Source organism: Laceyella sediminis, assembly GCF_003003125.1.
In the GTDB taxonomy this organism is placed as follows: Bacteria; Bacillota; Bacilli; order Thermoactinomycetales; family Thermoactinomycetaceae; genus Laceyella; species Laceyella tengchongensis.
Genome location: NZ_PVTZ01000002.1, coordinates 220,884 through 243,764 on the forward strand (window position 1 = coordinate 220,884; position 22,881 = coordinate 243,764).

Annotated in this window: 22 protein-coding genes and 1 riboswitch; of the genes, 5 read left to right on the forward strand and 17 right to left on the reverse strand. The window is 51.3% G+C overall.

What is annotated here, in order from left to right; genetic code table 11:
- Positions 1-32: 32 nt before the first annotated feature.
- From CLV36_RS03885 to CLV36_RS03930, 10 genes are all read right to left on the reverse strand, one after another.
- Positions 33-623, reverse strand: coding sequence for a thymidine kinase (locus tag CLV36_RS03885; RefSeq protein WP_223247994.1), 591 nt, complete (start codon positions 621-623; stop codon positions 33-35).
- A gap of 184 nt (positions 624-807) precedes the next feature.
- Positions 808-1,008: a 50S ribosomal protein L31 gene (rpmE, locus tag CLV36_RS03890; RefSeq protein ID WP_102993931.1), complete on the reverse strand. Its 201-nt coding sequence runs from the start codon at positions 1,006-1,008 to the stop codon at positions 808-810.
- 160 nt (positions 1,009-1,168) lie between these two features.
- Positions 1,169-2,146, reverse strand: coding sequence for a LysM peptidoglycan-binding domain-containing M23 family metallopeptidase (locus tag CLV36_RS03895; RefSeq protein WP_102993655.1), 978 nt, complete (start codon positions 2,144-2,146; stop codon positions 1,169-1,171).
- Positions 2,147-2,243: 97 nt separating this feature from the next.
- Complete coding sequence (gene rho / locus CLV36_RS03900) at positions 2,244-3,515, reverse strand: transcription termination factor Rho (protein WP_106341799.1); 1,272 nt, start codon at positions 3,513-3,515, stop codon at positions 2,244-2,246.
- A gap of 64 nt (positions 3,516-3,579) precedes the next feature.
- Complete coding sequence (gene glpX / locus CLV36_RS03905; protein WP_106341898.1) at positions 3,580-4,542, reverse strand: class II fructose-bisphosphatase; 963 nt, start codon at positions 4,540-4,542, stop codon at positions 3,580-3,582.
- A 747-nt stretch (positions 4,543-5,289) separates the two neighbouring features.
- A complete protein-coding gene (gene fsa / locus CLV36_RS03910) occupies positions 5,290-5,943 on the reverse strand; it encodes a fructose-6-phosphate aldolase (RefSeq protein ID WP_102993657.1) in 654 nt (217 codons plus the stop codon).
- Positions 5,944-6,017: 74 nt separating this feature from the next.
- Positions 6,018-6,872 (reverse strand): class II fructose-1,6-bisphosphate aldolase, encoded by an 855-nt coding sequence (fba, locus tag CLV36_RS03915; RefSeq protein WP_022737361.1) that lies wholly within the window; start codon positions 6,870-6,872, stop codon positions 6,018-6,020.
- A gap of 80 nt (positions 6,873-6,952) precedes the next feature.
- Positions 6,953-7,777 carry a 3-keto-5-aminohexanoate cleavage enzyme gene (kce, locus tag CLV36_RS03920; protein WP_102993659.1) on the reverse strand — a complete coding sequence of 275 codons (825 nt, stop codon included), beginning with the start codon at positions 7,775-7,777 and terminating at the stop codon, positions 6,953-6,955.
- A 36-nt stretch (positions 7,778-7,813) separates the two neighbouring features.
- Positions 7,814-8,191: a 3-aminobutyryl-CoA ammonia lyase gene (gene kal / locus CLV36_RS03925; RefSeq protein WP_154986025.1), complete on the reverse strand. Its 378-nt coding sequence runs from the start codon at positions 8,189-8,191 to the stop codon at positions 7,814-7,816.
- A 26-nt stretch (positions 8,192-8,217) separates the two neighbouring features.
- Positions 8,218-8,583, reverse strand: a complete 366-nt coding sequence (locus CLV36_RS03930) for a response regulator (protein WP_022737358.1) — start codon at positions 8,581-8,583, stop codon at positions 8,218-8,220.
- Positions 8,584-8,944: 361 nt separating this feature from the next.
- On the opposite strand from CLV36_RS03930, the gene CLV36_RS03935 reads away from it, so the two are divergent.
- The 4 genes from CLV36_RS03935 (at position 8,945) to CLV36_RS03955 (ending at position 13,196) form a co-directional block, all read left to right on the forward strand.
- Positions 8,945-9,385, forward strand: coding sequence for an SRPBCC family protein (locus CLV36_RS03935; protein WP_102993661.1), 441 nt, complete (start codon positions 8,945-8,947; stop codon positions 9,383-9,385).
- Between the two features lie 356 nt (positions 9,386-9,741).
- Positions 9,742-10,659 (forward strand): PIG-L deacetylase family protein, encoded by a 918-nt coding sequence (locus CLV36_RS03940; protein ID WP_181352814.1) that lies wholly within the window; start codon positions 9,742-9,744, stop codon positions 10,657-10,659.
- Between the two features lie 229 nt (positions 10,660-10,888).
- Complete coding sequence (locus CLV36_RS03945) at positions 10,889-11,815, forward strand: PIG-L deacetylase family protein (protein WP_181352815.1); 927 nt, start codon at positions 10,889-10,891, stop codon at positions 11,813-11,815.
- A 478-nt stretch (positions 11,816-12,293) separates the two neighbouring features.
- Positions 12,294-13,196, forward strand: coding sequence for a hypothetical protein (locus CLV36_RS03955; RefSeq protein ID WP_106341803.1), 903 nt, complete (start codon positions 12,294-12,296; stop codon positions 13,194-13,196).
- Positions 13,197-13,294: 98 nt separating this feature from the next.
- Here the strand turns inward: CLV36_RS03955 and CLV36_RS03960 are convergent, their stop codons facing one another.
- The gene (locus CLV36_RS03960; protein ID WP_106341804.1) at positions 13,295-13,798 is read right to left on the reverse strand and encodes a GNAT family N-acetyltransferase; all 504 of its coding nucleotides are present in this window, start codon (positions 13,796-13,798) and stop codon (positions 13,295-13,297) included.
- A 95-nt stretch (positions 13,799-13,893) separates the two neighbouring features.
- The gene (locus tag CLV36_RS03965) at positions 13,894-14,211 is read right to left on the reverse strand and encodes a cytochrome C oxidase subunit IV family protein (protein ID WP_106341805.1); all 318 of its coding nucleotides are present in this window, start codon (positions 14,209-14,211) and stop codon (positions 13,894-13,896) included.
- A gap of 214 nt (positions 14,212-14,425) precedes the next feature.
- Positions 14,426-14,564, forward strand: a riboswitch (FMN riboswitch).
- A gap of 183 nt (positions 14,565-14,747) precedes the next feature.
- On the opposite strand from CLV36_RS03965, the gene CLV36_RS03970 reads away from it, so the two are divergent.
- Complete coding sequence (locus tag CLV36_RS03970) at positions 14,748-15,323, forward strand: ECF transporter S component (RefSeq protein WP_106341806.1); 576 nt, start codon at positions 14,748-14,750, stop codon at positions 15,321-15,323.
- A gap of 135 nt (positions 15,324-15,458) precedes the next feature.
- Here the strand turns inward: CLV36_RS03970 and CLV36_RS03975 are convergent, their stop codons facing one another.
- From CLV36_RS03975 to meaB, 5 genes are all read right to left on the reverse strand, one after another.
- Positions 15,459-17,078 carry a CTP synthase gene (locus CLV36_RS03975; protein ID WP_106341807.1) on the reverse strand — a complete coding sequence of 540 codons (1,620 nt, stop codon included), beginning with the start codon at positions 17,076-17,078 and terminating at the stop codon, positions 15,459-15,461.
- Positions 17,079-17,342: 264 nt separating this feature from the next.
- Positions 17,343-17,819: a DNA-directed RNA polymerase subunit delta gene (gene rpoE, locus CLV36_RS03980; protein WP_102993669.1), complete on the reverse strand. Its 477-nt coding sequence runs from the start codon at positions 17,817-17,819 to the stop codon at positions 17,343-17,345.
- Positions 17,820-18,052: 233 nt separating this feature from the next.
- On the reverse strand, positions 18,053-21,307 hold the full coding sequence (gene icmF, locus CLV36_RS03985; RefSeq protein WP_106341808.1) for a fused isobutyryl-CoA mutase/GTPase IcmF: 3,255 nt from the start codon (positions 21,305-21,307) through the stop codon (positions 18,053-18,055).
- A complete protein-coding gene (locus tag CLV36_RS03990; RefSeq protein WP_245888276.1) occupies positions 21,282-21,944 on the reverse strand; it encodes a TetR/AcrR family transcriptional regulator in 663 nt (220 codons plus the stop codon). The genes icmF and CLV36_RS03990 overlap by 26 nt, the downstream gene beginning before the upstream one ends.
- Positions 21,907-22,881: a methylmalonyl Co-A mutase-associated GTPase MeaB gene (gene meaB, locus CLV36_RS03995; protein WP_106341809.1), complete on the reverse strand. Its 975-nt coding sequence runs from the start codon at positions 22,879-22,881 to the stop codon at positions 21,907-21,909. The genes CLV36_RS03990 and meaB overlap by 38 nt, the downstream gene beginning before the upstream one ends.

Sequence of the window (22,881 nt, forward strand, 5' to 3'; positions counted from 1 at the left end):
ACACGCGCATTGCTGTGTTGAGATTTTTTTATTCAGCGGACAACCAGTTCATGGCAATGGCGGCAGCGCGCTTCATACTGCTCGGAAGCCCCTACTTGGATGACGGGATCATTTACGGCGGCGGGCCGGCCGTCAATCAAGCGTTGGGTCCGGCTGGCCGGAGCCCCGCATTTCACACAGATCGCTTGCAACTTGGTCACATACTCAGCAACGGAAAGCAAGAGGGGGGTAGGGCCAAATGGCTTTCCGCGGAAGTCCTGATCCAGTCCCGCACAGATTACGCGTTTCCCTTGATCGGCCAGATCCTGGCAGACTTCTACAATTTCCGGTTCAAAAAATTGCACTTCGTCAATGGCCACCACATCTACTTCCGATGTGATCAGCGACATGAGTTCCGTTGCGCTGCTGACCGGATGGGCATCGGCGATCAAACCGTTGTGCGAAGCAATCGCTTCACTGTGATAACGGTCATCAATGGCCGGCTTAAAAGCCATCACCTGCAACTTGGCGATTTTGGCGCGTCGAATCCGGCGGATCAACTCTTCGCTCTTCCCGGAAAACATCCCACCGCAGATAATCTCGATCCAGCCCTGGCGCTTGATGTAAAGCCGTTCGCTTTTCACTCTCGTTCCTCCCGTCCGTGTTCGTTACAAATTGTCATTTTAACCGATCTTGACGAAAACGGATAGTTACAAGTTTTCCCGCACAAAAAAATCCAGGATGTCCCTGGATCGACTTTCTTCGCAACAAAAAAGGCAAGCTTCCAACGATCGGCTTGCCTGGCAGGTTTTAACGCCAACAATCTCATTATTTGAGGTTGTATTTCTTTTTGAAACGGTCTACGCGACCACCCGCATTTACCATTTTTTGTTTACCAGTAAAGAAAGGATGGCACTCGGAGCAAACGTCCACTCTCAAGTTCTCAACGGTAGATCCGGTTTCAAATGTATTTCCACATGCACAGGTAACAGTCGTCATTTTGTATGCCGGATGAACTCCTGCTTTCATGCTTTTCACCTCTTTTCCTAGCCATTCCATCTGTGACTCACTCCCCACAAAATGCAGAGAAGTTATTCGCACGATTTCTAGAAAATCACTGCAACATTATAGCATGGTTAACAGCAGGAAGCAAGGCGGTGTCTGTTCACAAAAAATAAATGAATGCCAATTATCTCAATAGCCGCAATGGGTTAATTGCTTTATCTCCTTTGCGCACCTCAAAGTGCAAGTGATACCCGGTTGCCCTGCCGGTCATCCCCATAAAGCCTAAAACCCGCCCCGTCGCGACTTGCTCGCCTTTGCTAACTGTAATCCGGCTCAAGTGCGCATAGTACGTGACCCAGCCTCCGCCATGATCCACGACCACCAAATTCCCATATCCGTTCACATACCCCGCTTGGACAACCTGTCCACTAAGCGATGCATGAATCTCCGCTTTCTCTTTCGCCGGGCTCCAGATATCGATCCCTTTATGTTGCCGCCCATTACGCCAGCCAAAGTTGCTGGTGACCTGTCCGGCTACAGGCCAACGAAAGACAAACTCCCCACTCGATTGCCGCGTTGGTGTTGTCGCCAATCGCGCCGCATTTCCGCGATTTTCCTTGACCCGCTTCGGCGGAGGGGCCATCCGCACCGGAACCGCTATCAATTGGCCAATATATGCCAGTTCGGCGTCGGCCAGTTCCGGGTTGAGATAACGGATCAGCTCCGGCACTGTCTGATACTCTTTGGCCAACCGCGCGACGGAATCGCTCTGCTTGAGGCGAATCCATTTTTTGGTCAGCGGAATCGTCAGCTTTTGCCCTGCACGCAATCGGTCGGGGTCGGGCAACCGATTGACTTGGGCAATCTCATGATAGTCCAAGCCAAATAGCTGGCCGATCTCCATCAGGGTGTCTCCTTGCTTCACCTCGTAAACCAACGGCTTGGTCTCCACCCTAGCGGCCAGATTTCCTTCGGCCACCGCCATGACCGGATTGAGATATTGAAAGATCGCTTCCTCGGCTATCTGTTTCTGCTCAGGTTCCCCATCCGCTCCCTCCAGCAACTCCGCGGAGACAACCGGATGTCTGTCTGTTCCGAACATCCATGAAGCCGATGTGGTAACAGCGAGGGAAGAAGCCAACAATGCGCGTTTGGAAGACATGTCAGCACCTCACAAAAAGATGAAAGTGTCGGGTATACATTCACCCGGTTTCATCTTATGTGAGGCACTCGCTCGATATGTCAGTGAAATGTGCCGCTCATGAAACAGGAGTGGTTTGGCGGGGGGATTTCAACTCCAGGGAGCCTAAGAATTCCTCATTGGTTTTGGCTTGTTTCAGCCGTTTGACAAGCGCCTCCGTGGAATCCGGCGCATCGTTAAGCGATTTCCTCAGCGCCCACAATTTTTCCAACTCCGTCTTGCTCAAGAGCAAATCTTCGCGGCGCGTGCCAGATCTGCGAATATCGATCGCGGGAAAGATGCGGCGTTCTGCCAACTTGCGATCCAAATGCAATTCCAGATTGCCTGTCCCTTTGAACTCTTCATAGATGACATCATCCATGCGTGAACCGGTCTCAACTAAGGCCGTCGCCAAAATTGTCAAACTTCCGCCTTCCTCCACGTTGCGGGCAGCTCCAAAGAAACGCTTGGGACGATGGAGCGCAGCGGGATCAATCCCCCCGGACAACGTGCGCCCGCTCGGCGGGATGACCAAATTGTAAGCGCGGGCCAACCGTGTGACACTATCCAGCAAAATCACGACATCTTTCTTGTGCTCTACCAGCCGTTGCGCCCGTTCTAACACCAACTCAGCCACTTTGATATGGTTTTCGGGCAACTCATCAAACGTGGAGCTCACCACTTCCGCTTTGACGGAGCGTTGCATGTCAGTCACTTCTTCGGGCCGCTCATCAATCAGCAACACAAACAGCTCGATATCCGGATAATTCTCTGTAATGCTGTTAGCGATTTCTTTGAGCAACATCGTTTTCCCCGCTTTGGGCTGGGCTACGATCAAACCGCGCTGCCCCAACCCCACCGGAGCGATCAAGTCCATCATCCGCGTCGATATCCGCTCTGGCGTCGTCTCCAACACCAAGCGTTGCTCTGGATAGAGGGGCGTCAACGCCGCAAAATGCAAACGCTCGGCAGCGACATTCGGATCTTCGCCATTAACCGCCTCCACATGCAACAAACCAAAATAACGCTCATTTTCCTTCGGCGGACGCACTTTTCCCGATACCAAGTCGCCTGAGCGCAGGTCAAAGCGACGGATCTGGGAAGCGGAAATATAAATGTCTTCCGACGAGGGCAGGAAGTTGATCGGCCGCAAAAAACCGTACCCTTCCGGCAGGACATCGAGCACGCCTTCCATGAACATCAGCCCGTCTTGCTCCGCCTTTGCTTTTAATATCGCGAAAATCAGTTCTTTCTTTTTCAGCTGTGAATAATAAGGAATTTGATATTCTTTTGCCAGTTTGTACAAGTCGACCAACCGGCGATTCTCCAATTCGCTCAAGGTGAGCTCCATGGGTACCATCACCACTCGATTCTAGTTTCATCCCTCCTCCGCCAAACAGAGAGGAAGAAGGGTATTATAAAACAAGGTTTGGTTTTTTCTCAAGTCGATGGGTACCTTCCATAAAACGCACGGTTCCTGTTTTGGCGCGCATCACAACGGAATGCGTCTTCGCCAAGTTCCCTTGATAACGGACACCTTTCAACAATTCGCCATCAGTCACCCCAGTCGCCGCGAAGATGGCATCGTCGCCTTTGACGAGATCGTCCATGCGCAAGACTTTGTTTGGATCGGAAATGCCCATCTTCAGGCAACGCTGAACTTGTTCCTCGTTTTCCGGCATCAGGCGCCCAAGAATCTCCCCACCCAAGCATTTAAGAGCCACAGCTGCCAACACGCCTTCTGGGGCTCCGCCTGAGCCAAATAGAATGTCCACGCCCGTATCTGGGAATCCCGTATGAATGGCCGCCGCCACATCTCCGTCTGGAATCAGCTTAATCCGTGCCCCGGCGTTCCGTATTTCCTCAATCAGCTTGGCATGGCGCGGACGATCCAGTACCACGGCAACCAAATCATCCATGTCTTTGCCCGACGCGCGCGCCACCGCTTTCAAGTTGTCAACCACAGGTGCGTCAAGATCAACCAAACCGACTGCTTTCGGCCCCACCGCGATCTTGTCCATGTACATGTCAGGCGCATGCAACAAACACCCGCGATCAGCCACCGCGACGACGGAGAGGGCGTTCCACAACCCTTTGGCCACAATGTTCGTTCCTTCAAGCGGATCTACGGCGACATCCAATTCCGGCATGTACCCCAAACCGAGCCGCTCCCCGATATACAACATGGGCGCTTCATCCATCTCCCCTTCACCGATGACAACCGTGCCGCGCATCGGAATGGTGTCAAACACCTTGCGCATCGCTTCCGTGGCCGCCCCGTCGGCTTCATCTTTCTTCCCGAATCCCATCCACCGCGCCGAAGCGATCGCCGCTGCTTCTGTCACACGAACCAATTCCATTGTCAAACTTCGTTCCATCATTGCCATGTGTAATCCCCTCGCATCTTCATTTAGTATGTCACATGTATAGGATTAGAGTATCACATTTCACCCGATAGGTCATACTCCATCCACGGCCTATCCGTGCATATACAGGCTGGGTCGCGAGTTGGTTCGGTTGTCACAAACAAGGTTCCACCGTATGAAAACAATAAGTGGCAAAAGAAAGAAAAAAGACAGGATGAAGGATGGTTCCTCCCTGTGGCAATCAAACGCACGGCATGCAACCCACGTGGCAGATACACGCTGAAAAGGGAAAGTGGCAATGATTGACAGCGGCGCACCCGCGTCAACTTCGATTGAGAGGAGATGGTTCGCAGGAGAACGATGGAACAATTCAGAATGAAGGGCAGGTTGTATGGAGACAGACGGAAAACAAAACATTCTGTCCAGTAACCGGTAACGTTTTATTCTTTCAACAGTACCCCCAACTACTTTACTTTAGCAGAAAAAAGAAGAGAGATGTTAATGAACATTTGTTTCACTTGTGAATCTACAGTGTACACAAAACATCTTCGCCTTGCATGCGCGAAATCCTTTTCCAAGAAAAACATGTTTCTTTTTTCAATTCAACCCATCTTTAACCATGGTATGCCCAATCGCCCCCCTATCCAAACACCCCATGGAAGCTCCGGGGCGATTGGGCTGACTTTTAAGCGCGCCAAAGACGGCCGCTCTGAGCAGAAGTGGCCGCAAGCGGGAATCCCTTTCCCGCCTTCCGCATGCTCATTTGCCCTTCTTCATCGCGCTTTTCCAGTCGGCTTCAAACTTTTCAATCCCTTGATCCGTCAGGGGATGGCGAACGATCTGCTCCAGCACTTTGTAAGGCACTGTCGCAATATGGCTGCCAGCCAGAGCCGCCTGGGTCACATGCATAGGGTGACGAATGCTGGCCGCGATGATTTCGGTGTTGATGCGATGCGTATCAAAAATCGCGGATACTTGTTCAATCAACTGCATGCCGTCTTGGCTGATATCATCCAAGCGTCCCACAAACGGGCTTACAAACGTAGCCCCGGCACGTGCTGCCATCAACGCTTGGTTGGCGGAAAAGATGAGCGTGACATTGGTTTTGATGCCTTTCTTAGAGAAATGATGAACCGCCTTCAACCCTTCAATGGTCATGGGGATCTTGATGGTGATCTTTTCGGAAAGGCGAGCGAGTTTCTCCCCCTCCTCAATCATGCCCCGGGCCTCGCGGCTCATCACTTCGGCGCTCACCGGCCCATCCACAATGGTCAAGATTTCGGACAGCACTTCTTCAAATACACGGCCGGACTTGGCTACCAAGCTGGGATTGGTCGTCACCCCGGCCAATAATCCCCATTCGTTCACTTGGCGAATCTCATCTACGATGGCGGTATCCAAGAAAAACTTCATGTCTCCATCCCCTTCGTTAACAACTGAATGATTGGGCAAAAGCCCGGGCCAACTGTATCTGGCCCAGGGTGAAATTAAGCTTTGCCGGAGCTTCCAAACAGGCGCATTTTGCCTTTAACCACTTCTTTAATCGCTTCGCGGGACGGTCCCAAGTATTTGCGCGGATCGATCATGTCCGGATTTTTGTCAAGCAGTTCCCGGATCACTTGCACTTGGGCTACTTGGTTTTCCGTGTTCACATTGATTTTGCCCACACCGAGGGAAACGGCCTTCTTGATCGATTCATCCGGTACACCCGAACCGCCGTGCAACACGATGGGTGCATCGATGTTTTTGGCCACTTTCTCGATGATGTCGTAACGGATTTTTGGCTCGCCTTTGTACATACCGTGAGCTGTACCAACAGCAATTGCCATTGCGTCTACGCGGGTTTCTTCCCAGAAGCGGATGGCTTGTTCCGGATTAGCCAGGGTCGCATCCTCTTCTGCCACATCCAGATCGTCTTCCACTCCACCGATGGTACCCAATTCACCTTCTACAGAAACACCGACGGCATGGGCGGCTTCGACCACTTTTTTGGTCAAACGGATATTTTCTTCAAATGGATAGTGTGATCCGTCAAACATTACGGAGGAGAAACCAGCCCGGATACACTTCATAACCATCTCAAAGCTGCTGCCGTGGTCAAGGTGCAATGCAATCGGCAGTCCGGATTCCTCCGCAGCCACTTTCGCCAGGGCAACGATGTTGTTCAGCCCAACATAGCGGATGGCGCCTTCACTTGCACCGAAAATAAGCGGAGAGCGCTCCTCTTTAGCAGCCTCAGTGATCGCCTGGAAATATTCCAGGTTGTTCACGTTAAACTGCCCCACCGCAAATCCTTCTTTTTTTGCCTGAGGTAAAAAATGATTCATTGATACAAGCGGCATGTGAAAGCCTCCTTCAAAAAGATAAACTTATTGTGTCATTTCGACATTATAACACTACGAATTCGAATTGGGTAATCGCATCAATAAAAGTTATTGCGGGTGAGGTGTAAGATCTGCCGCGCTTCTTGCGGTGTGGCGACTGGTCTTCCCAATTCCGTGGCCAGCCGGACGACCCGTTCCACCAATTGGGTATTGGTGGCCAGCTCCCCTTTTCTGTAATAAATATTATCCTCCAAACCCACGCGGACATGCCCACCCCACAGGATGCCAAGTGTTGCCATCGGCAATTGCGCGCGGCCCACACCAGCTACGCTCCATGTCGCTCCTTCCGGCAACTGGCGCATCAAGTGCAGCAGGTTTTCCGGCGTCGCGGGGATGGCTCCAGGCACACCCATCACAAAATCGAAGTGGAGATGTCCCGTGAAGAAGCCGCGTTCTACCAAACGGAGCGCATTGGCCACCATGCCCACGTCAAAAATTTCAAATTCGGGCCGGACACCGTATCGCTCAAACTCCTCCGCAAACAATTGAAGTTGCTCCGGTGAATTCATGAACACCTCATTCCCAAAGTTGACCGTGCCCGTGGTGAGCGTAGCCATCTCAGGCCGAAGTGACAATGGTTGCAACCTCTCTTTCGACGACATACCCACCGCCCCACCAGTGGAAACTTGGATGATGGCATCCGTGTGTCGTTCGATTCCCTCTATCACTTCGCGGTAAATCTCTTTATCTTGTGTAGGCCGTCCCTCCGCATCCCGCACATGCAGGTGAATGATCGAGGCGCCAGCCTGGCACGCTTCCACCGCCGCCTGCACAATCTCATCCGGAGTCACCGGCAAATGAGGCGTATCCTCTTTGGTTACTTCCGCTCCGACCAAAGCCGCTGTGATCACTAACTTTTGCATGATGTATATCCCCCTCCCAACACAAAAAAAACCAGCCTATCGTCCTTTTGGTACCACACACGTGCCAGAAGCACGGGCTACCAAAAGGGGCTGTTCAAGTACGCGCGCTGCGTACGGACGGGCGGGATCTGTTCCCGCTTCAATCACCTTGTACGCCTCAAACGTCATTTTCCGACTGGTGTTGCCGACTTTCTCCAAACGGCCAACCGCTTCAACAAAATCGCCTGCATACAGCGGCGCCAGAAATTCAACCATATCGTAAGCTACAAACAACCCTTCATCCCCATCATGCCTGATCAATATCTCCGTGGCCGCATCGCCGAACAGCGACATGATTTTGGCACCATCCACCAAATTCCCGCCATAGTGCGCGTCCGCTTGGCTAAGGCGCAAGCGGATCTTCGATTCTATCATGCTGTCTCCCTCTCTCCGCGTTGAATTCATGAAGCCAAATGCCGGATTACTTCTGAACGCAATTCCTCAATGTCAAACGGTTTGGTGAAATGGGTCAGCGCTCCAAGACGGCTCGCCTCCGCCACCATATCCAACTCTCCATACGCCGTCATCATGATCACTTTGGCCTTGGCATCAAACTTGCGCAATCGGCGCAACAACTCCAATCCATCCATTCCTGGCATTTTCATGTCCAGCAGGATGAGATCCGGCTTTTCCATCTGAATAATCTCCAATGCTTGCTTGCCGTTGGACGCTTGATAGAAGAGGATTTGATCTTTTGAAAACACTTCTTTCAACAGCAGGCGGATGCCATATTGGTCGTCGACCACCAACACTTTTTTATTATCCATGCGCGACGATCCCCTCCCTTCAGCTCGGCTTTTCTCTAACTGGGTTTTATGCGGGCGTTTTTTGCGGCTCTAAACCGTTTACTCATTTGCTTCACACGTGATGAGGCGCTCACATGGAAAAGGTTTTTCCGCGATTTGTCAGACACGCCCTAGGTCTATTAGTTTATCTTAGTGAATATGTATGACTATTATTTTTTATCGGCAACGCTATTTCCTGCAAAGAAGCAAAAAAACATGAAAATCGGTTTCAATCATTTCGGTTTTCTATCAAATCTCGAACATGTTACTCTATTCATAGTTGGCAAGCGCGCTGACGACATCGCTCGCGCCGCAACCTTGGCAGCGATAAAGGAGGAAAGCCATGCAATTTACCTATCAAATTGAATTTAACGCACCCATTGAAGAGGTATTTCATTGGCTGGTGGACCCTCAACAACAACAAGAGTGGAAAACCGAGCTGCTGGAGACCAAATGGCTGGAGCTTTACAATCCGGAGAATCCGGTTGGCATTCGATTCACCCAAACCGTGCGCCAAGGCAAAAACACCTTGGAGCTCGATGGGGAAGTGATCGAATATTATCATCCGAACATATACGGGGTGAAGATAAATAAAGGTTCTCTCTCTGAAGAAATCATCTATCGGCTGGAACCCCTGACATCCAAGCAATGCCGCCTACACTTCAAGTGCACAGTCCAATCTCGGACAGCGGCGTCAAAACCAAAGGAATGGTTCGCCTTCCTGCCTTCCCGCTTTCATCATGTCAAACAATTGCAACGTCTGAAGCAACAAATAGAGCAATAAGCCAACCTCCTACATCCACCGCCGAACGCAGGCAACGGGCCCCATGTACTGGATGGCGACACCCCTGCGCCCTCACCCATGCCCGCTGCCGAAGTTCGGCATTCACATCCCCGCTGGCCCAGGCGCAATGCCAACCAACTTCCCCTGTGTGACCTTCATCCACCCCTTTTAAATCTTACGCGCAATCTATCATTTTTTATGACAATAAACCTCTTTATTGTCATTATCTTGTCATCATTAGACGGCTCAGAATGTATTATGATTGAGTAGATATCATTTCCCAAGGGCATTACCTCTTTCCTATAAAAACCACCTGTTATCATCACATATAAAATTAGATATAAAGGACGATGGGCATGAATTTGTGTAAACGCAAAAACACTTTACGACTTTCACTATTCGCTGCCTTCTCCATTCTCACCCTGTCCTTGTTGGGCTGTTCTTTGGTGTCCATCGTGTCCGCAGAAAACAAGCCACAAAAAATCTTGGACACCAGCACGCCAAAACCAAAACCAGTCGCTATCTATTTCGTGCCACACGCGGATGACGAATTGCTCTCCATGGGAGCGGACATCGTCAACCACCAACGCATGGGCTATGACATCCAGATGGTATTGGCTAGCCCCGGCGAGCACAGTGGAGCCCGGTTCGTAGTCAACGGCTTCCGAGAAATGTGGGAAGGGAAAAAGAAGGTGAAGCATCCCGTCTTCTGCCATTGGCACAACACGTATCACAGTGCTGATGAACTAAGAGATCCAGATCATTATTTGGATACCAAGGAGTTTGGCGATGCGAGAATCCGCGAATTTTATGAAGTCGCCCGACGCTTGGGCATCCCCAAAGAAAACACCCACACCTATGAATTAGTCAACGGCAAATTTACCGAAGAAGGGCTACGCGCCATTTACGATGAATTCATCGCCCGGTATCCGCATGCGATTTTCCGCACCATGAGTCCGTACGATTATCACCCTGATCATGCAATGATGGGCAAAGTGCTTATGAAGTATGAAAAAGAAGGGAAAATCGATCCCACGGATACGGCTTATTTTCTATCCATTTATAAAACTCGGTTCACCAAGTTCGGCAAGTTGCCTGTTGAGTTAATAAAGGTAGGGCCGATGGGCAAAGACGAAGCAAAGCGTCTGCAACACGCTGCAGAAGTGTACAGCCTATGGGAACCGCTGAAAGGGTGGCTGGCGCTGGGTTACCATAGCGTTCCACAACAATTCGACTCTTACTTTAGAGATAAATCGATGATCATGCATTATTGATCTACGAGGGTCCCCAACATCTGAAAGGGGACTCTTTTTTCTTGCATGCAAACACCCGCAACCTGAGAGCCGGAAGCGATTGTGTCACCGTCTGCTTGGTCTTTTCACTGCTAAAATGACGAGCGTTTTTACCATCAGGCCGCTATTCCCATTTTCCTTAAAATGGATTATGATGAGAAGTAATGAATCTTCATAATTCGACATTGACTCGCGAAAAAGGAAGATGGGCATGAAACGAGCTGCTGGAGTGAAACAAAAACGCAAGGTTATCTTCTGGTTAACCCTCATTCTGATCAATCTCGCCATGGTTGGCTTCTTTTTGGGCAAGATTGTAGCCGCGCAAAGCCGCCCGATCCCCCATTCCGCTCCCGCGAACCAACCGAAACCGCGCCCGGTAGCCATTTATTTTGTGCCCCATGCCGATGACGAAATCCTGTCCATGTCACCAGATATCGTCAATCGGCAACGGATGGGTTACGAAGTTCACTTGGTGTTGATGAGCGGCGGCGAACACAGCGGAGCCCGCTTCGTGATCAATGGCTTCCGCGAAGTGACAAAAAAAGGCAAAGTGGTTAAAATCCCCGTCTATTGCGTTTGGCACAACACTTATCACAGCGCGCTTGACGTCAATGACCCCGACGGCTACTACAGCCCAAAAGATCTAGCCCGCGACCGGGTGAGGGAGTTTTACGCAGCGGCGGAGCAACTGGGCATTCCCCGCGACCGCGTACATGTGCGCAGTCTGGTCAACGGACGCTTTACAGAACGCGCTGTGCGCCAGGTGTATGATTACTTTTTGTCCCGCTATCCCCACGCCATTTTCAGAACGATGAGCCGGTATGATTATCACCGTGACCATGCGTTTTTGGGGCAAATCATGCGGAAATATGAATTGGAAGGGAAAATTAAGCCCACGGACACCGTTTATTTCCTGTCCATATACAAGTCCCGTTTCACCAAACGCCGCCCACCTGTTGAAACCGTACAACTCAAAGTGATCGACCCCCGAGATCGCAACAAAATCCTGGAAGCCGCCCGGATTTATCTGCGTTGGGAACCCAGCCGCGGTTGGCATGCGTTGGGACTACACAGCGTTCCTCATCAATTTGAGTCATTCATGAAGAACATCCGCGTGGAAGCCCATTTTGACAGCTAGGCATACCCAGTGATGATGTACGGCGGCTTCTTCGCTTGTCCATCGGCACTTAGTGGCAAAAATAATTACATCTTCACGAGTCAATGTGATTGGCCCGTCACGCCCCAAACGGTAGCGGAAGCGGAAACGGACGGTGTTTCAGTCGCCAGGCCCTAGCAAGCAGACGCTTGCTTTTTTATTGGCAACATCCAGCGCCCAATCTCTCTTTTTATTCTATAAAAATGTGCATCTACTCCTATCAAATAGAGAACTAATCTCATAAATTAGAATATCTCTATTGAAAGGAGTAGAAATATGGCTACTTTCTTTGAAGCTACCACGCAAAAAAATAAGCTTTCTAAGTTAGTGTCGAGCCACAGCGATGTGCATGGGATTGGTGTGGGATATGCCAACCCGAAAACCGTCCCAAGGAGCTGGCACCATCGTTTATGTGGAGAGAAATATTTCTTCAAAGTGACTTGCCACTTTGAAGGCTAGCATGGAACGAACCGTCGGCGCCGCATCCAACGTTCCGATCCGTTTCATCAGAAGTGGAGGATTCTACACAGACAAATTGGTTGCAGCCCAACCGATCTTTCAAACCCGGTTGCGTCCTGTCCCCGGGGGCGTTAGCGTGGGCACGGCCACTGCCGGCACCGGCACAGCGGGAGTGATTACCGTCAATTTCCCCAATCCGTCGCGCCTGTTTGTGCTGAGCAACGCCCATGTGCTCAACCCGACCAATGACACCTCTTTTCATGAAGTGATTCAGCCGGGCCGATCGGATGGTGGGCAGCCGGGAACGGACCGCATCGGCAGAACCTTCCAATCGGTAATTATCAGCACGACGTCTGTCAATTTCTTGGACGCTTCCATCGCCATTGCCGACCAAAATAGCCTGTTGGATCCCCGTTATCTGTTGGGCAACACAGGGGAACGGATTGTGTTGTCGGGTCATTTCACCAGCTACCCTGTGGGAACACGCCTCAAGAAGACGGGGCGTACATCGGGCTTCGGCACAGGGACAGTAGAGTCTATCAACGCGACAACGCGCATCCAATACTCATTCGGGATCGGCATGTTTGAAAACCAAACCATCGTTCGGGGTGATGGCGTCGTAGGAGGCCCTGGTGATTCCGGTTCCGTCTGGATCGGGGAAACGAACAATCTCGCCGCTGCTGTTCATTACTCGTCCACTTCCAACATGACCCGTTCGTTGTGCTTCCCCATTCAATTCGCCATGCAGACGTTCGGGCTGAGAATTGCCATCCCACCTACCTCTTCCTCCAGACCGGCAGCTGGCTTCCTCAAAAGTGCCCCAAGGAAAAGCTTTGCTTATACGCAACCCCTCACCCAGAGGGAATTGGAACAAATCAACGTGGTCAAAGCGAAGAGAAGATAACACCCGTCCCGTCCGCCCACCCGATCACTTACCCCGTGGGCGGGCTTTTTTGTTTGGATGCACAAAACAACCTTCACAAAGCGGAAGGTTGCCGGTGTTTAGTCCAATTGCTTCTCAAACGCCATGTGCGGATCGTCGCTACCTCTAAGATAAATAATCCCCTTTTGCTCATACTCATTCACCATATAGAGCCGCATCGCTTTTTCATTCTTGATCTGTGTATCTAATCGGATGCTGGTGTACCCGTGCTCCTTGGCAAACCGTTCGATCTCCCCCATCAAGATGCGAGATACTCCCCTTCCCTGGATGGCCGGGTTGACGCACAATCGATGCACCACCAAAAAACGTCCAGATTGATCTGACCAAGAAACCTTTTCATAGGCATCCTCATATTCCTGATCCAACACGACGACAGCCGCCACCCGATCTTCATCAAGCAGGGTGTAGAGATTTCTCTTCTGAATGTCATCCTTAACCAGTTCTTCGCTGGGATAATCATCCGCCCATTGGGTAATGCCTTGCTCATTCATCTTGCGTGTCGCATGCCGGTAAATCTCCAAGATCTCATCCAACTGATCCAAATGTGCATGAACTAACCGCATGTTGCATCTTGCCTCCCTCGCTTCAACCCGCAGAATCTATCTCTAGGGTTCCACCAGGGAGAAAGAACATACCAAACATGCGCCCCTCTCCGGCATTACATTAACACCATGCCGACGGCGGACACGACCGCAATCACCAACCCTACCCCCATGAACAGAATGACAATGCCATACCCTTTTTGATTTAGGTGCATGAATGTAAAGAGCTGCAACACTACCTGAATCGAAGCCGAAATGATCAGCACCCAAAAAATGGCCGTTTTGGATTCAACCAGTCCTCCGCCGACCACGATGAACGCAATCGCCGTGAACAAAATCATCCATACAAACGAGAGGACATAGCGCCATGCTGTTTCCGGTTTTTCCTTCGGTTTCACTGGCCGCTGGGTTTGCGGCTGCAATTGCGGTTCCATTCCAACCACCTCGCCTTTTCACCTTTTTATTTCATTATAATGAATTTTCTAATCATAAGCGATAAAAATGATCATCCATCGGGATGCCCCGGTTTTTCACCATGATCCGCCCTGATCGCTTGATGGATGCAAGCGTATTTAACAGAATCCCCTTCCCGATCGTGTTGGAGTCATTTATAATATAAAAACGAGGAATGCAAGACAATAACATAGGGATATCCTTCGGGGCAGGGTGAAATTCCCGACCGGCGGTGATGGGAAATGCGTTTCCCTAAGCCCGTGACCCGCTTACAAGCGGTGGATTCGGTGTGATTCCGAAGCCGACAGTATAGTCTGGATGGGAGAAGGATGATGACGCGTACGAAAATCAAGGTACACGACCCAGGGTGGAGTCTGCCCTTTTACAATAAAATGGGTTGTTTGCACCTTTCTTTCTGATACCCCGAAGATGGACACACCATCTTTCGGGGTTTCTTACCTTTTTCAGGCCTTCGTACCCGTTGTCATCAGAAGCACAAATAAGGGAGCGTGTTCTGATGCAACGATCGCAAGCACTGACAAAAATGATCTTTTTATCTTTGATGGCGGGCATCGCATTTATCTTACAAAAACTAGAATTTCCGTTGCCCGGCTTCCCAACGTTTTTAAAAATTGATTTCAGCGAAGTCCCTGCCTTAATCGCAGGACTTCTCTATGGGCCGTTGGCCGGGGTGTTGGTGGAGTTCTTCAAGAACTTCCTACACTTCCTCTTCAGCGGCAGTGAAACCGGCATTATCCCTGTCGGGCAACTGTCTAATTTCCTCGCCGGCAGCGTCTTTGTCGCTGTCACTTCCATCATCGCTCGCAAAGTGGGAGAATTGAAAGGGCTCATATACGGCTTGGCCACCGCCACGGTGATCAGCGCGGTCGTCATGACTTCGGCCAATTGGTATGTCTTCTTCCCGCTTTACAGCAAACTGATCCATTGGACAGTATCCGGTTCACAAAAATTCGCCTTAATCATGTTTGGTATCGCCCCGTTTAACTTGCTCAAAGGCGTACTTGTGACCGCGATTTTCATCCCGCTTTATTTGAAGTTACAACCGCATCTAAAACGGCGCTTAAGCTTCTGAACAGCGCCTTGACCATAGAAAAACCCAGTCAAACAGGGAACATCCCGCTTGACTGGGTTTTTGTCGCCTGGAACGCGGAAAGAGCCGATGGTTGCGGCGCCGCAATCATCAGCTGATCCCGTTTGGCGGTTGAAATTAGGCATTCACATGCTCTTTCAGTTTCGCGTTTAGCGCGGCCGTCACAAACCCGCGGAAAAGCGGTTGCGGACGGTTAGGACGAGAGATGAACTCAGGATGGAATTGGGCAGCGACAAACCAAGGGTGATGAATGTATTCCACAATTTCCACCAACCGGCCGTCTGGCGAGGTGCCGGAAAAGCGGTAACCCACTTTTTCCATCTCTTCGCGATACTCGTTGTTAAACTCATACCGATGGCGATGGCGCTCGTACACCAGATCCGTGCCATACGCTTGGTGAGCCACACTACCCGGCGTAAGCTTACATGGGTAGAGGCCGAGGCGCATGGTACCGCCTTTTTCTTCAATCTCTTTTTGCTCAGGGAGAATGTCGATAATCGGATAAGGGGTAGACGGATCGATTTCCGAACTATTGGCCCCCTCCAGCCCAAGCACATGGCGGGCACCCTCGACGCAAGCCATCTGCATGCCTAGGCAAATGCCCAAGAAAGGAATGTTGTTTTCGCGAGCGTAGCGAGTAGCGGCAATTTTCCCTTCGATGCCGCGGTCGCCAAATCCGCCCGGCACCAGAATCCCGTTCACATCCCCCAACATCTGAGCGGCATTCTCATCGGTCACTTCTTCGGCATTGATCCACTTGACCTCAATATCGGTGTCGCGCTCAAACCCGGCATGGCGCAACGCTTCCACCACGCTCATATATGCGTCGTGCAAAGCGACGTATTTACCAACGATGGCAATGCGGGTGGTATGCGCCAAATTTTTCACTTTATTGACCAGCTTGATCCAATCAGTCATATCTGCTTGGCCGCATTCTAAACCCAGGTGGTCGACCACAATTTGGTCAAACCCTTGTTCTTGCGCCATCAAAGGCACTTCATACAACGTTTCCGCATCGCACATTTCAATAACAGCTTCACGATCAATATCGCAGAAAAGAGCGATCTTCTGTTTGATTTCTTCAGCCAACGGATATTCGGTGCGGCAGACGATAACATTGGGCTGTATCCCAATGCTACGCAATTCTTTGACCGAGTGTTGCGTCGGTTTGGTTTTCAATTCGCCGCTAGCTCTCATCAACGGCACCAACGTGCAATGGATGTACATGACGTTTTCACGGCCCACATCACTCTTAATCTGGCGAATCGCTTCTAAGAACGGCAAGCTTTCGATGTCGCCAACTGTACCACCGATCTCAGTGATGACCACATCGGCACCTGTCTCGCGCGCCGCCCGGAAAACGCGATCCTTGATTTCGTTGGTGATGTGCGGAATCACTTGCACCGTCCCACCCAGATAATCGCCGCGGCGCTCTTTATTGATGACGGCAGAATAGATTTTCCCCGTCGTAACATTGCTGTTTTTGCTCAGGTTGATATCAATGAAACGTTCATAGTGGCCGAGGTCGAGATCGGTCTCCGCGCCGTCGTCGGTCACAAACACTTCGCCGTGTTGGTATGGGCTCATCGTGCCCGGGTCGACGTTGATATATGGATCAAACTTTTGGATCGTCACTTTGAGCCCCCGGTTTTTCAACAATCTTCCCAATGCGGAAGCCGTGATACCTTTGCCAAGGGAGGATGCCACGCCTCCGGTCACAAAAATGTATTTAGCCATGTTTTATCTTCCTCCTGTATCTAAGGATGCCCCTATTCGCTTAAAGCATTTCAAAATCTCGCGTTCAGGCCCGCAACCATTTTTCTCAATCGCTTCACTTGTTTACGAGGCACTCACTGAAAAAAGGTTGGCCGCCTGTCGTAGCGGTTGAAAATACCGCACAAAATAGAAAAGAGCGCCCCCGAATGCAGGGGCGCTCTTTTCATTTCCGTTCATAATGAGCCCAAAAAATAATTTATCTCACGTACCTTTATTTGTCAAGGATTAAAGCGCGTCTTCCTCGTCATCTTCCACGTCTTCGTCCGGCAATGCATCCTCATCACCGTCAAAAGGCGTATCTTTGTCAGCATAAGGCACCTCAATATCATCCAATTCATCCAGGCCGGCATTTCCGTAATCCTCGTCATCCGCTTCAAACAAGTCTTCATCCATGTCTTCGTCTAAATAATCGTCTTTCACGTTCATGGCCACAGCGGAATCGGTTGCCTGCTCGGTCGAATACCATTCCCTCAAGCCCCAAGTGCCTCTGCCCACACAAACGAAGCGTCCGTCAATGTTGATTTCTGTATACAATTGCGCGATATATTGTTCAACTTCCTCTTGGGTAAATTCCTTTTTCTTCGCAACTTCCGCCATGATGTCTCTATATTGCATCGCGTCGCCTCTTTGTTTGAGCAGATCGTACGCTAGATCAACCATCGACGTTTCTTTGATCTTTTCTAAAGCGAGGTTGTCATTCAACCTGGACACATCCTTCCCTCAGGGCGAAGTCCACAAAATCCCTATGTTTCTCGTACAACTATTTTATCCAAAAAACGGTTGAAGTCAACCAATCTTCCTAAAAAACATCCCTACGCATGGAAAAAGCCCGGCATCCATCAAAGAATGCCGGGCGCAAACAAGTAGGCTTACGCGGCTCTCAATCTCGGGCTACCTAAGCTCTTGCCCACAGGGCTGAAAGCAAAGGAACCGATCTACATGTTTCGCCGATATTGTCCGCCCACCTCATACAAGGCGTGGGTAATTTGCCCAAGGCTCGCCACTTTCACCGTTTCCATCAACTCCGCGAACAAGTTGCCACCGCTTCGAGCCACTTCCTTCAACCGTTCCAGCGCTTCCGTCGCCTCGTTGCGGTGCGCCTGTTGAAACGCCCTCAGCCGGTCGATTTGCGCTTGCTTCTCTTCCGGTGTGGCCCGGGTTAATTCAATCTCTACCGTTTCTGCCGGCGGATTTGGATTTTCAAAGGTGTTCACGCCGATAATCGGCAATTCGCCCGAGTGCTTTTTCGTTTCATAATACAACGATTCCTCTTGAATCTTGCCGCGCTGGTACTGCGTTTCCATCGCTCCCAGCACGCCGCCCCGGTCGCTGATCCGCTCAAACTCCTTTAACACCGCTTCTTCCACCAAATCGGTCAATTCGTCAATGATGAAGGAGCCTTGCAACGGATTTTCATTTTTAGCCAAGCCCAATTCCCGGTTGATGATCAATTGGATCGCCATGGCTCTGCGCACCGATTCCTCGGTTGGCGTGGTAATCGCTTCGTCATAAGCGTTGGTGTGGAGCGAATTACACTGGTCGTAAATAGCCATCAACGCTTGCAATGTGGTGCGAATATCATTGAAGTCGATCTCCTGGGCGTGCAGTGAACGGCCGGATGTTTGGATATGATACTTCAGCTTTTGGCTACGCTCATTGCCCTTATAGAGATGCTTCATCACGATCGCCCACACCCGACGGGCGACGCGGCCGATCACGGAATATTCGGCATCCAATCCGTTGCTGAAAAAGAAGGACAAGTTGGGGGCGAATTGGTCGATCTTCATGCCTCGGCTTAAATAATACTCCACATACGTGAAGGCATTGGCCAAGGTGAACGCCAGCTGGGTAATGGGATTGGCACCCGCTTCGGCGATATGGTAACCGCTGATACTGACCGAATAATAATTGCGAATCCCATGCTCAATAAAATACTCCTGAATGTCCCCCATCATCTTCAAGGCAAACTCTGTTGAAAAAATGCAGGTGTTTTGCCCTTGGTCTTCTTTCAAAATATCGGCTTGTACCGTTCCCCGCACACTGCGTAGCGTCTCTGCTTTGATTTGCTCCCTCTCTTCCGCTGACGGTTCCCGGCCCTCCCGTTCCCGGAATCGATCCACTTGTTGGGCAATAGCGGTGTTAAAATACATAGCCAAGATGATGGGCGCGGGCCCGTTGATCGTCATCGACACACTGGTGTTGGGCGCGCACAAATCAAAGCCAGCATACAGCTTTTTCATATCTTCCAGCGTGCAGATGCTCACCCCGGATTCCCCGATTTTCCCGTAGATGTCGGGCCGTTCGGCAGGGTCCTCCCCATACAGGGTCACGCTGTCAAACGCAGTGGACAAGCGTTTGGCTGTATCATTCTTAGATAAGTAATGAAAGCGCTTGTTGGTGCGCTCAGGCGTTCCTTCTCCCGCAAATTGCCGCTTCGGGTCCTCATCAGCCCGCTTGAACGGAAACACACCCGCGGTGAAGGGGAAATGACCTGGCAGGTTCTCTTTGCGGAACCACCGCAACAAGTCGCCCCAATCCTTTAGCTTAGGCAGGGCCACTTTGGGGATACGCGAGCCAGCCAATGTTTCCGTGAAGAGGGGCACCCGCAACTCCCGATCCCGCACTTTGGTGATAAACACGTCTTGCCGATACGCCTCTTGCACTTTTGGCCAATCCGCCAACGCCTTTTTGCTCTCTGGCGCCAACCGCTCTTCGATTTCCCTGATTTTGGCCGAGAGCCGCTCATTGAGATCATCGTCTTCCGCAAGCAACGCTTTGGTTCCTTCCAGCTGGTACAATTGGGTGGCCAGCTGAGCCTGCTCCTCGGATTCCGCATGGTATTTGCGAACGGTAGCCGCGATCTCGCGCAGATAGTGCGTCCGCTCCGGCGGAATGATGGCGCGCCCCTTGGTCACATCATCCTCGGTGCCATCCCACGTCGTTTGCCAAGCGAGCGAACATTTCTCATTGATTTTTTCAATCAGTGCCCGGTAGAACCGATTTGTCCCCGGATCATGGAACCGGCTAGCCATGGTGCCATAGACAGGAATCGCTTCATCCGGCGCGTCAAACAGCCCGTGATTGCGACGGAATTGTTTTTTGACGTCGCGCAAAGCGTCTTCCGAACCTTTGCGGTCAAATTTGTTAATGGCGACCAGGTCAGCGTAATCCAGCATCTCAATCTTCTCCAGCTGGGAGGGGGCACCGAATTCGGAGGTCATCACATACAAGGACACATCGCTGATCCCTACTACATCGGCGTTGCCTTGCCCAATTCCGCTGGTTTCAACGATGATCAAATCATATGCGGCTCGTTTCAACACTGCGATGGCATCCCGGATGCCGGCGCTCAACTCCGAACGCGTTCTCCTTGTGGCCAAGCTCCGCATATAAACGCGCGGATGGTGAACCGCGTTCATGCGGATGCGGTCACCCAGCAAGGCGCCTCCCGTCTTTTGCTTGGAGGGGTCCACTGAGAGTACCGCCACTTTTTTATCAGTGAAGTCCTCAACAAAACGCCGTACCAATTCATCGGTCAAAGAGCTTTTCCCCGCTCCCCCCGTGCCAGTGATCCCCACCACAGGAATCACTTTGTCCACCGGTGGTTGGAGGCGCAATTCATCCAGCGCCTGGCGGAGATAATCGAGCCCTCCATCCGCCTCGGCCACTTCTTCCGCTGCTGTGATGAGACGCGCAATCGCTTGCGTGTTCCCTTCAGAAAGGGCATCCATTTCCCATGTGATCTCGCCGACCGTCGGAAAGTCGGTTTCGCGCACCATGGTATTGATGATCCCCTGCAAGCCCAACTGGCGGCCATCGTGCGGGGAAAAGATGCGAGCGACGCCATACGCCTCCAACTCTTTTATTTCCTGGGGAATAATGACGCCCCCGCCTCCCCCGAACACCTTGATGTGCCCAGCACCCCGTTGCCTTAACAAATCGACCATATATTTGAAAAACTCCATATGGCCTCCTTGGTAAGACGACACCGCGATGCCTTGGACATCCTCTTGGATTGCCGCTTCCACAATCTCATCTACGGAACGGTTGTGACCCAGATGGATTACTTCCACCCCTGATGCCTGTAACAGGCGACGAAACAAGTTGATGGAAGCGTCATGCCCGTCAAACAGACTGGCTGCCGTCACAAAGCGCACCGCATGTTTAGGTCGAATCACTTCTGTTTCCATCCCGCTTCCCTCCATTGGTAAACTCACCCAGCAACAACGCCATCTGCCGATCCGTGTACTCCTGCACGTCATAGTGCTTGCCGAGCGACCAGTGGCGGAATGTCCACATCTGTCCCATCACCATGATGTTATGAGCCATCAATTTGATAGAAGATGGGTCGATGCCGATCGTTCCGTCCTGCATCCCTTTATGCAAAATCCTTTCAAAAAGCCCCGTGATTTCCTCTTCTTTGCTCAACACATACTTCATCTTGTCGTTCGGCAAGGACTTGGTCTCCTGGTAGATCAATAGCACCAACGGACGCATTTCATCCATCACGCGAAACAGCTGTTTCAACCCTTTGCGCAGGGATTCCATCCCCGAATCGGACTCGATCACCACTTCCAACAGCCGCTTTTCCAAATCCGAGTGGATGTCTTCACAAACGAGATATAGCACATCTTCTTTGCTTTGAATGTATTCATACATCGTGCCGATCGACAGCCCGCACTCCCGCGCGATTTCCCTCGTAGTGGTCTTGTGAAATCCCTTTTTCACAAACAGCCGTACCGCCCCTTCGATGATCTGCCGCCGCCGCTCCGCGATCAGGCGCTGATCCTTAATCATCGACGGGATCAGCTTGGAATTGCGTTTCAATTCGTAATTCCTCCTTTAGCCAACGGCGCGCCACCTCATGCGGGCTGATGCGTTGATCCAATGCGTCCTGGATATCCCGCCGGAAGCGGGGCGCCTGTTGTTTGGCCTTGAAACGTTCCCGCCAAGCGGAAAAAACCAAGTCGCTCACTTCTTTTTCGATGCGCGCTCTCCGCTTCTGCACCAATAAGCCATGCCCCCGCAGATGGGCATAGTGTCGTTCCGCCGCTTCCCACCAATCTTCCAACCCTTTCTCCTCTGTCGCCAACGTTTCAATGATCGGCGGGTGCCATAGGGCGTCATGCTTGGATAAAGTCAACAAATCTTGTATCTCTTGCTTTAAGCGCGATACCCCAGGGAGATCAGCCTTGTTGATCACAAACAGATCGGCGATTTCCATGATTCCTGCTTTGAACACCTGCACCACATCGCCCGCCGTCGGGTTTAACACCAGTGTGACGGTATCAGCCAGATGCATGATGTCCCACTCCGCCTGCCCAACGCCCACGGTCTCGATCAAGATGACATCATACCCTGCCGCGTCCAACACACGGACTGCCTCTGAGGTGGCCTGGGCCAAACCGCCCCATCCCCCCCGGCTTCCCATGCTGCGGATGAAAACCCCCTCATCCAACGCGTGTTCCGTCATCCGCACCCTGTCCCCCAAGATCGCCCCACCAGTGAAGGGACTGGTCGGATCAACCGCCAACACCCCCACTGTTTTTCCCATGTGGCGCAACAGGCGAATCAAGGCGGCGATGAGAGTGCTTTTGCCAGCGCCCGGTGAACCGGTGACGCCGATCAATTGGGCATTGCCTGTATGGGGATACAATGCGTCTAACCACTTTTCTTTCTCGGGGTCCCCATTCTCCATCCGGCTAATCAGGCGGGCGATCTGCCGTTTGTTTCCCTCCTTGATCTGTGTCAGCCATGTCTCCAT

Bases quoted from the DNA above. Each gene is read 5' to 3' on its own strand.
- rpmE (WP_102993931.1), bottom strand. From the start codon at position 1,008: ATGAAAGCAGGAGTTCATCCGGCATACAAAATGACGACTGTTACCTGT.
- CLV36_RS03895 (WP_102993655.1), bottom strand. From the start codon at position 2,146: ATGTCTTCCAAACGCGCATTGTTGGCTTCTTCCCTCGCTGTTACCACA.
- rho (WP_106341799.1), bottom strand. From the start codon at position 3,515: ATGGAGCTCACCTTGAGCGAATTGGAGAATCGCCGGTTGGTCGACTTG.
- glpX (WP_106341898.1), bottom strand. From the start codon at position 4,542: ATGGAACGAAGTTTGACAATGGAATTGGTTCGTGTGACAGAAGCAGCG.
- fsa (WP_102993657.1), bottom strand. From the start codon at position 5,943: ATGAAGTTTTTCTTGGATACCGCCATCGTAGATGAGATTCGCCAAGTG.
- fba (WP_022737361.1), bottom strand. From the start codon at position 6,872: ATGCCGCTTGTATCAATGAATCATTTTTTACCTCAGGCAAAAAAAGAA.
- kce (WP_102993659.1), bottom strand. From the start codon at position 7,777: ATGCAAAAGTTAGTGATCACAGCGGCTTTGGTCGGAGCGGAAGTAACC.
- kal (WP_154986025.1), bottom strand. From the start codon at position 8,191: ATGATAGAATCGAAGATCCGCTTGCGCCTTAGCCAAGCGGACGCGCAC.
- CLV36_RS03930 (WP_022737358.1), bottom strand. From the start codon at position 8,583: ATGGATAATAAAAAAGTGTTGGTGGTCGACGACCAATATGGCATCCGC.
- CLV36_RS03935 (WP_102993661.1), top strand. From the start codon at position 8,945: ATGCAATTTACCTATCAAATTGAATTTAACGCACCCATTGAAGAGGTA.
- CLV36_RS03940 (WP_181352814.1), top strand. From the start codon at position 9,742: ATGAATTTGTGTAAACGCAAAAACACTTTACGACTTTCACTATTCGCT.
- CLV36_RS03945 (WP_181352815.1), top strand. From the start codon at position 10,889: ATGAAACGAGCTGCTGGAGTGAAACAAAAACGCAAGGTTATCTTCTGG.
- CLV36_RS03955 (WP_106341803.1), top strand. From the start codon at position 12,294: ATGGAACGAACCGTCGGCGCCGCATCCAACGTTCCGATCCGTTTCATC.
- CLV36_RS03960 (WP_106341804.1), bottom strand. From the start codon at position 13,798: ATGCGGTTAGTTCATGCACATTTGGATCAGTTGGATGAGATCTTGGAG.
- CLV36_RS03965 (WP_106341805.1), bottom strand. From the start codon at position 14,211: ATGGAACCGCAATTGCAGCCGCAAACCCAGCGGCCAGTGAAACCGAAG.
- CLV36_RS03970 (WP_106341806.1), top strand. From the start codon at position 14,748: ATGCAACGATCGCAAGCACTGACAAAAATGATCTTTTTATCTTTGATG.
- CLV36_RS03975 (WP_106341807.1), bottom strand. From the start codon at position 17,078: ATGGCTAAATACATTTTTGTGACCGGAGGCGTGGCATCCTCCCTTGGC.
- icmF (WP_106341808.1), bottom strand. From the start codon at position 21,307: ATGGAAACAGAAGTGATTCGACCTAAACATGCGGTGCGCTTTGTGACG.
- meaB (WP_106341809.1), bottom strand. From the start codon at position 22,881: ATGGAGACATGGCTGACACAGATCAAGGAGGGAAACAAACGGCAGATC.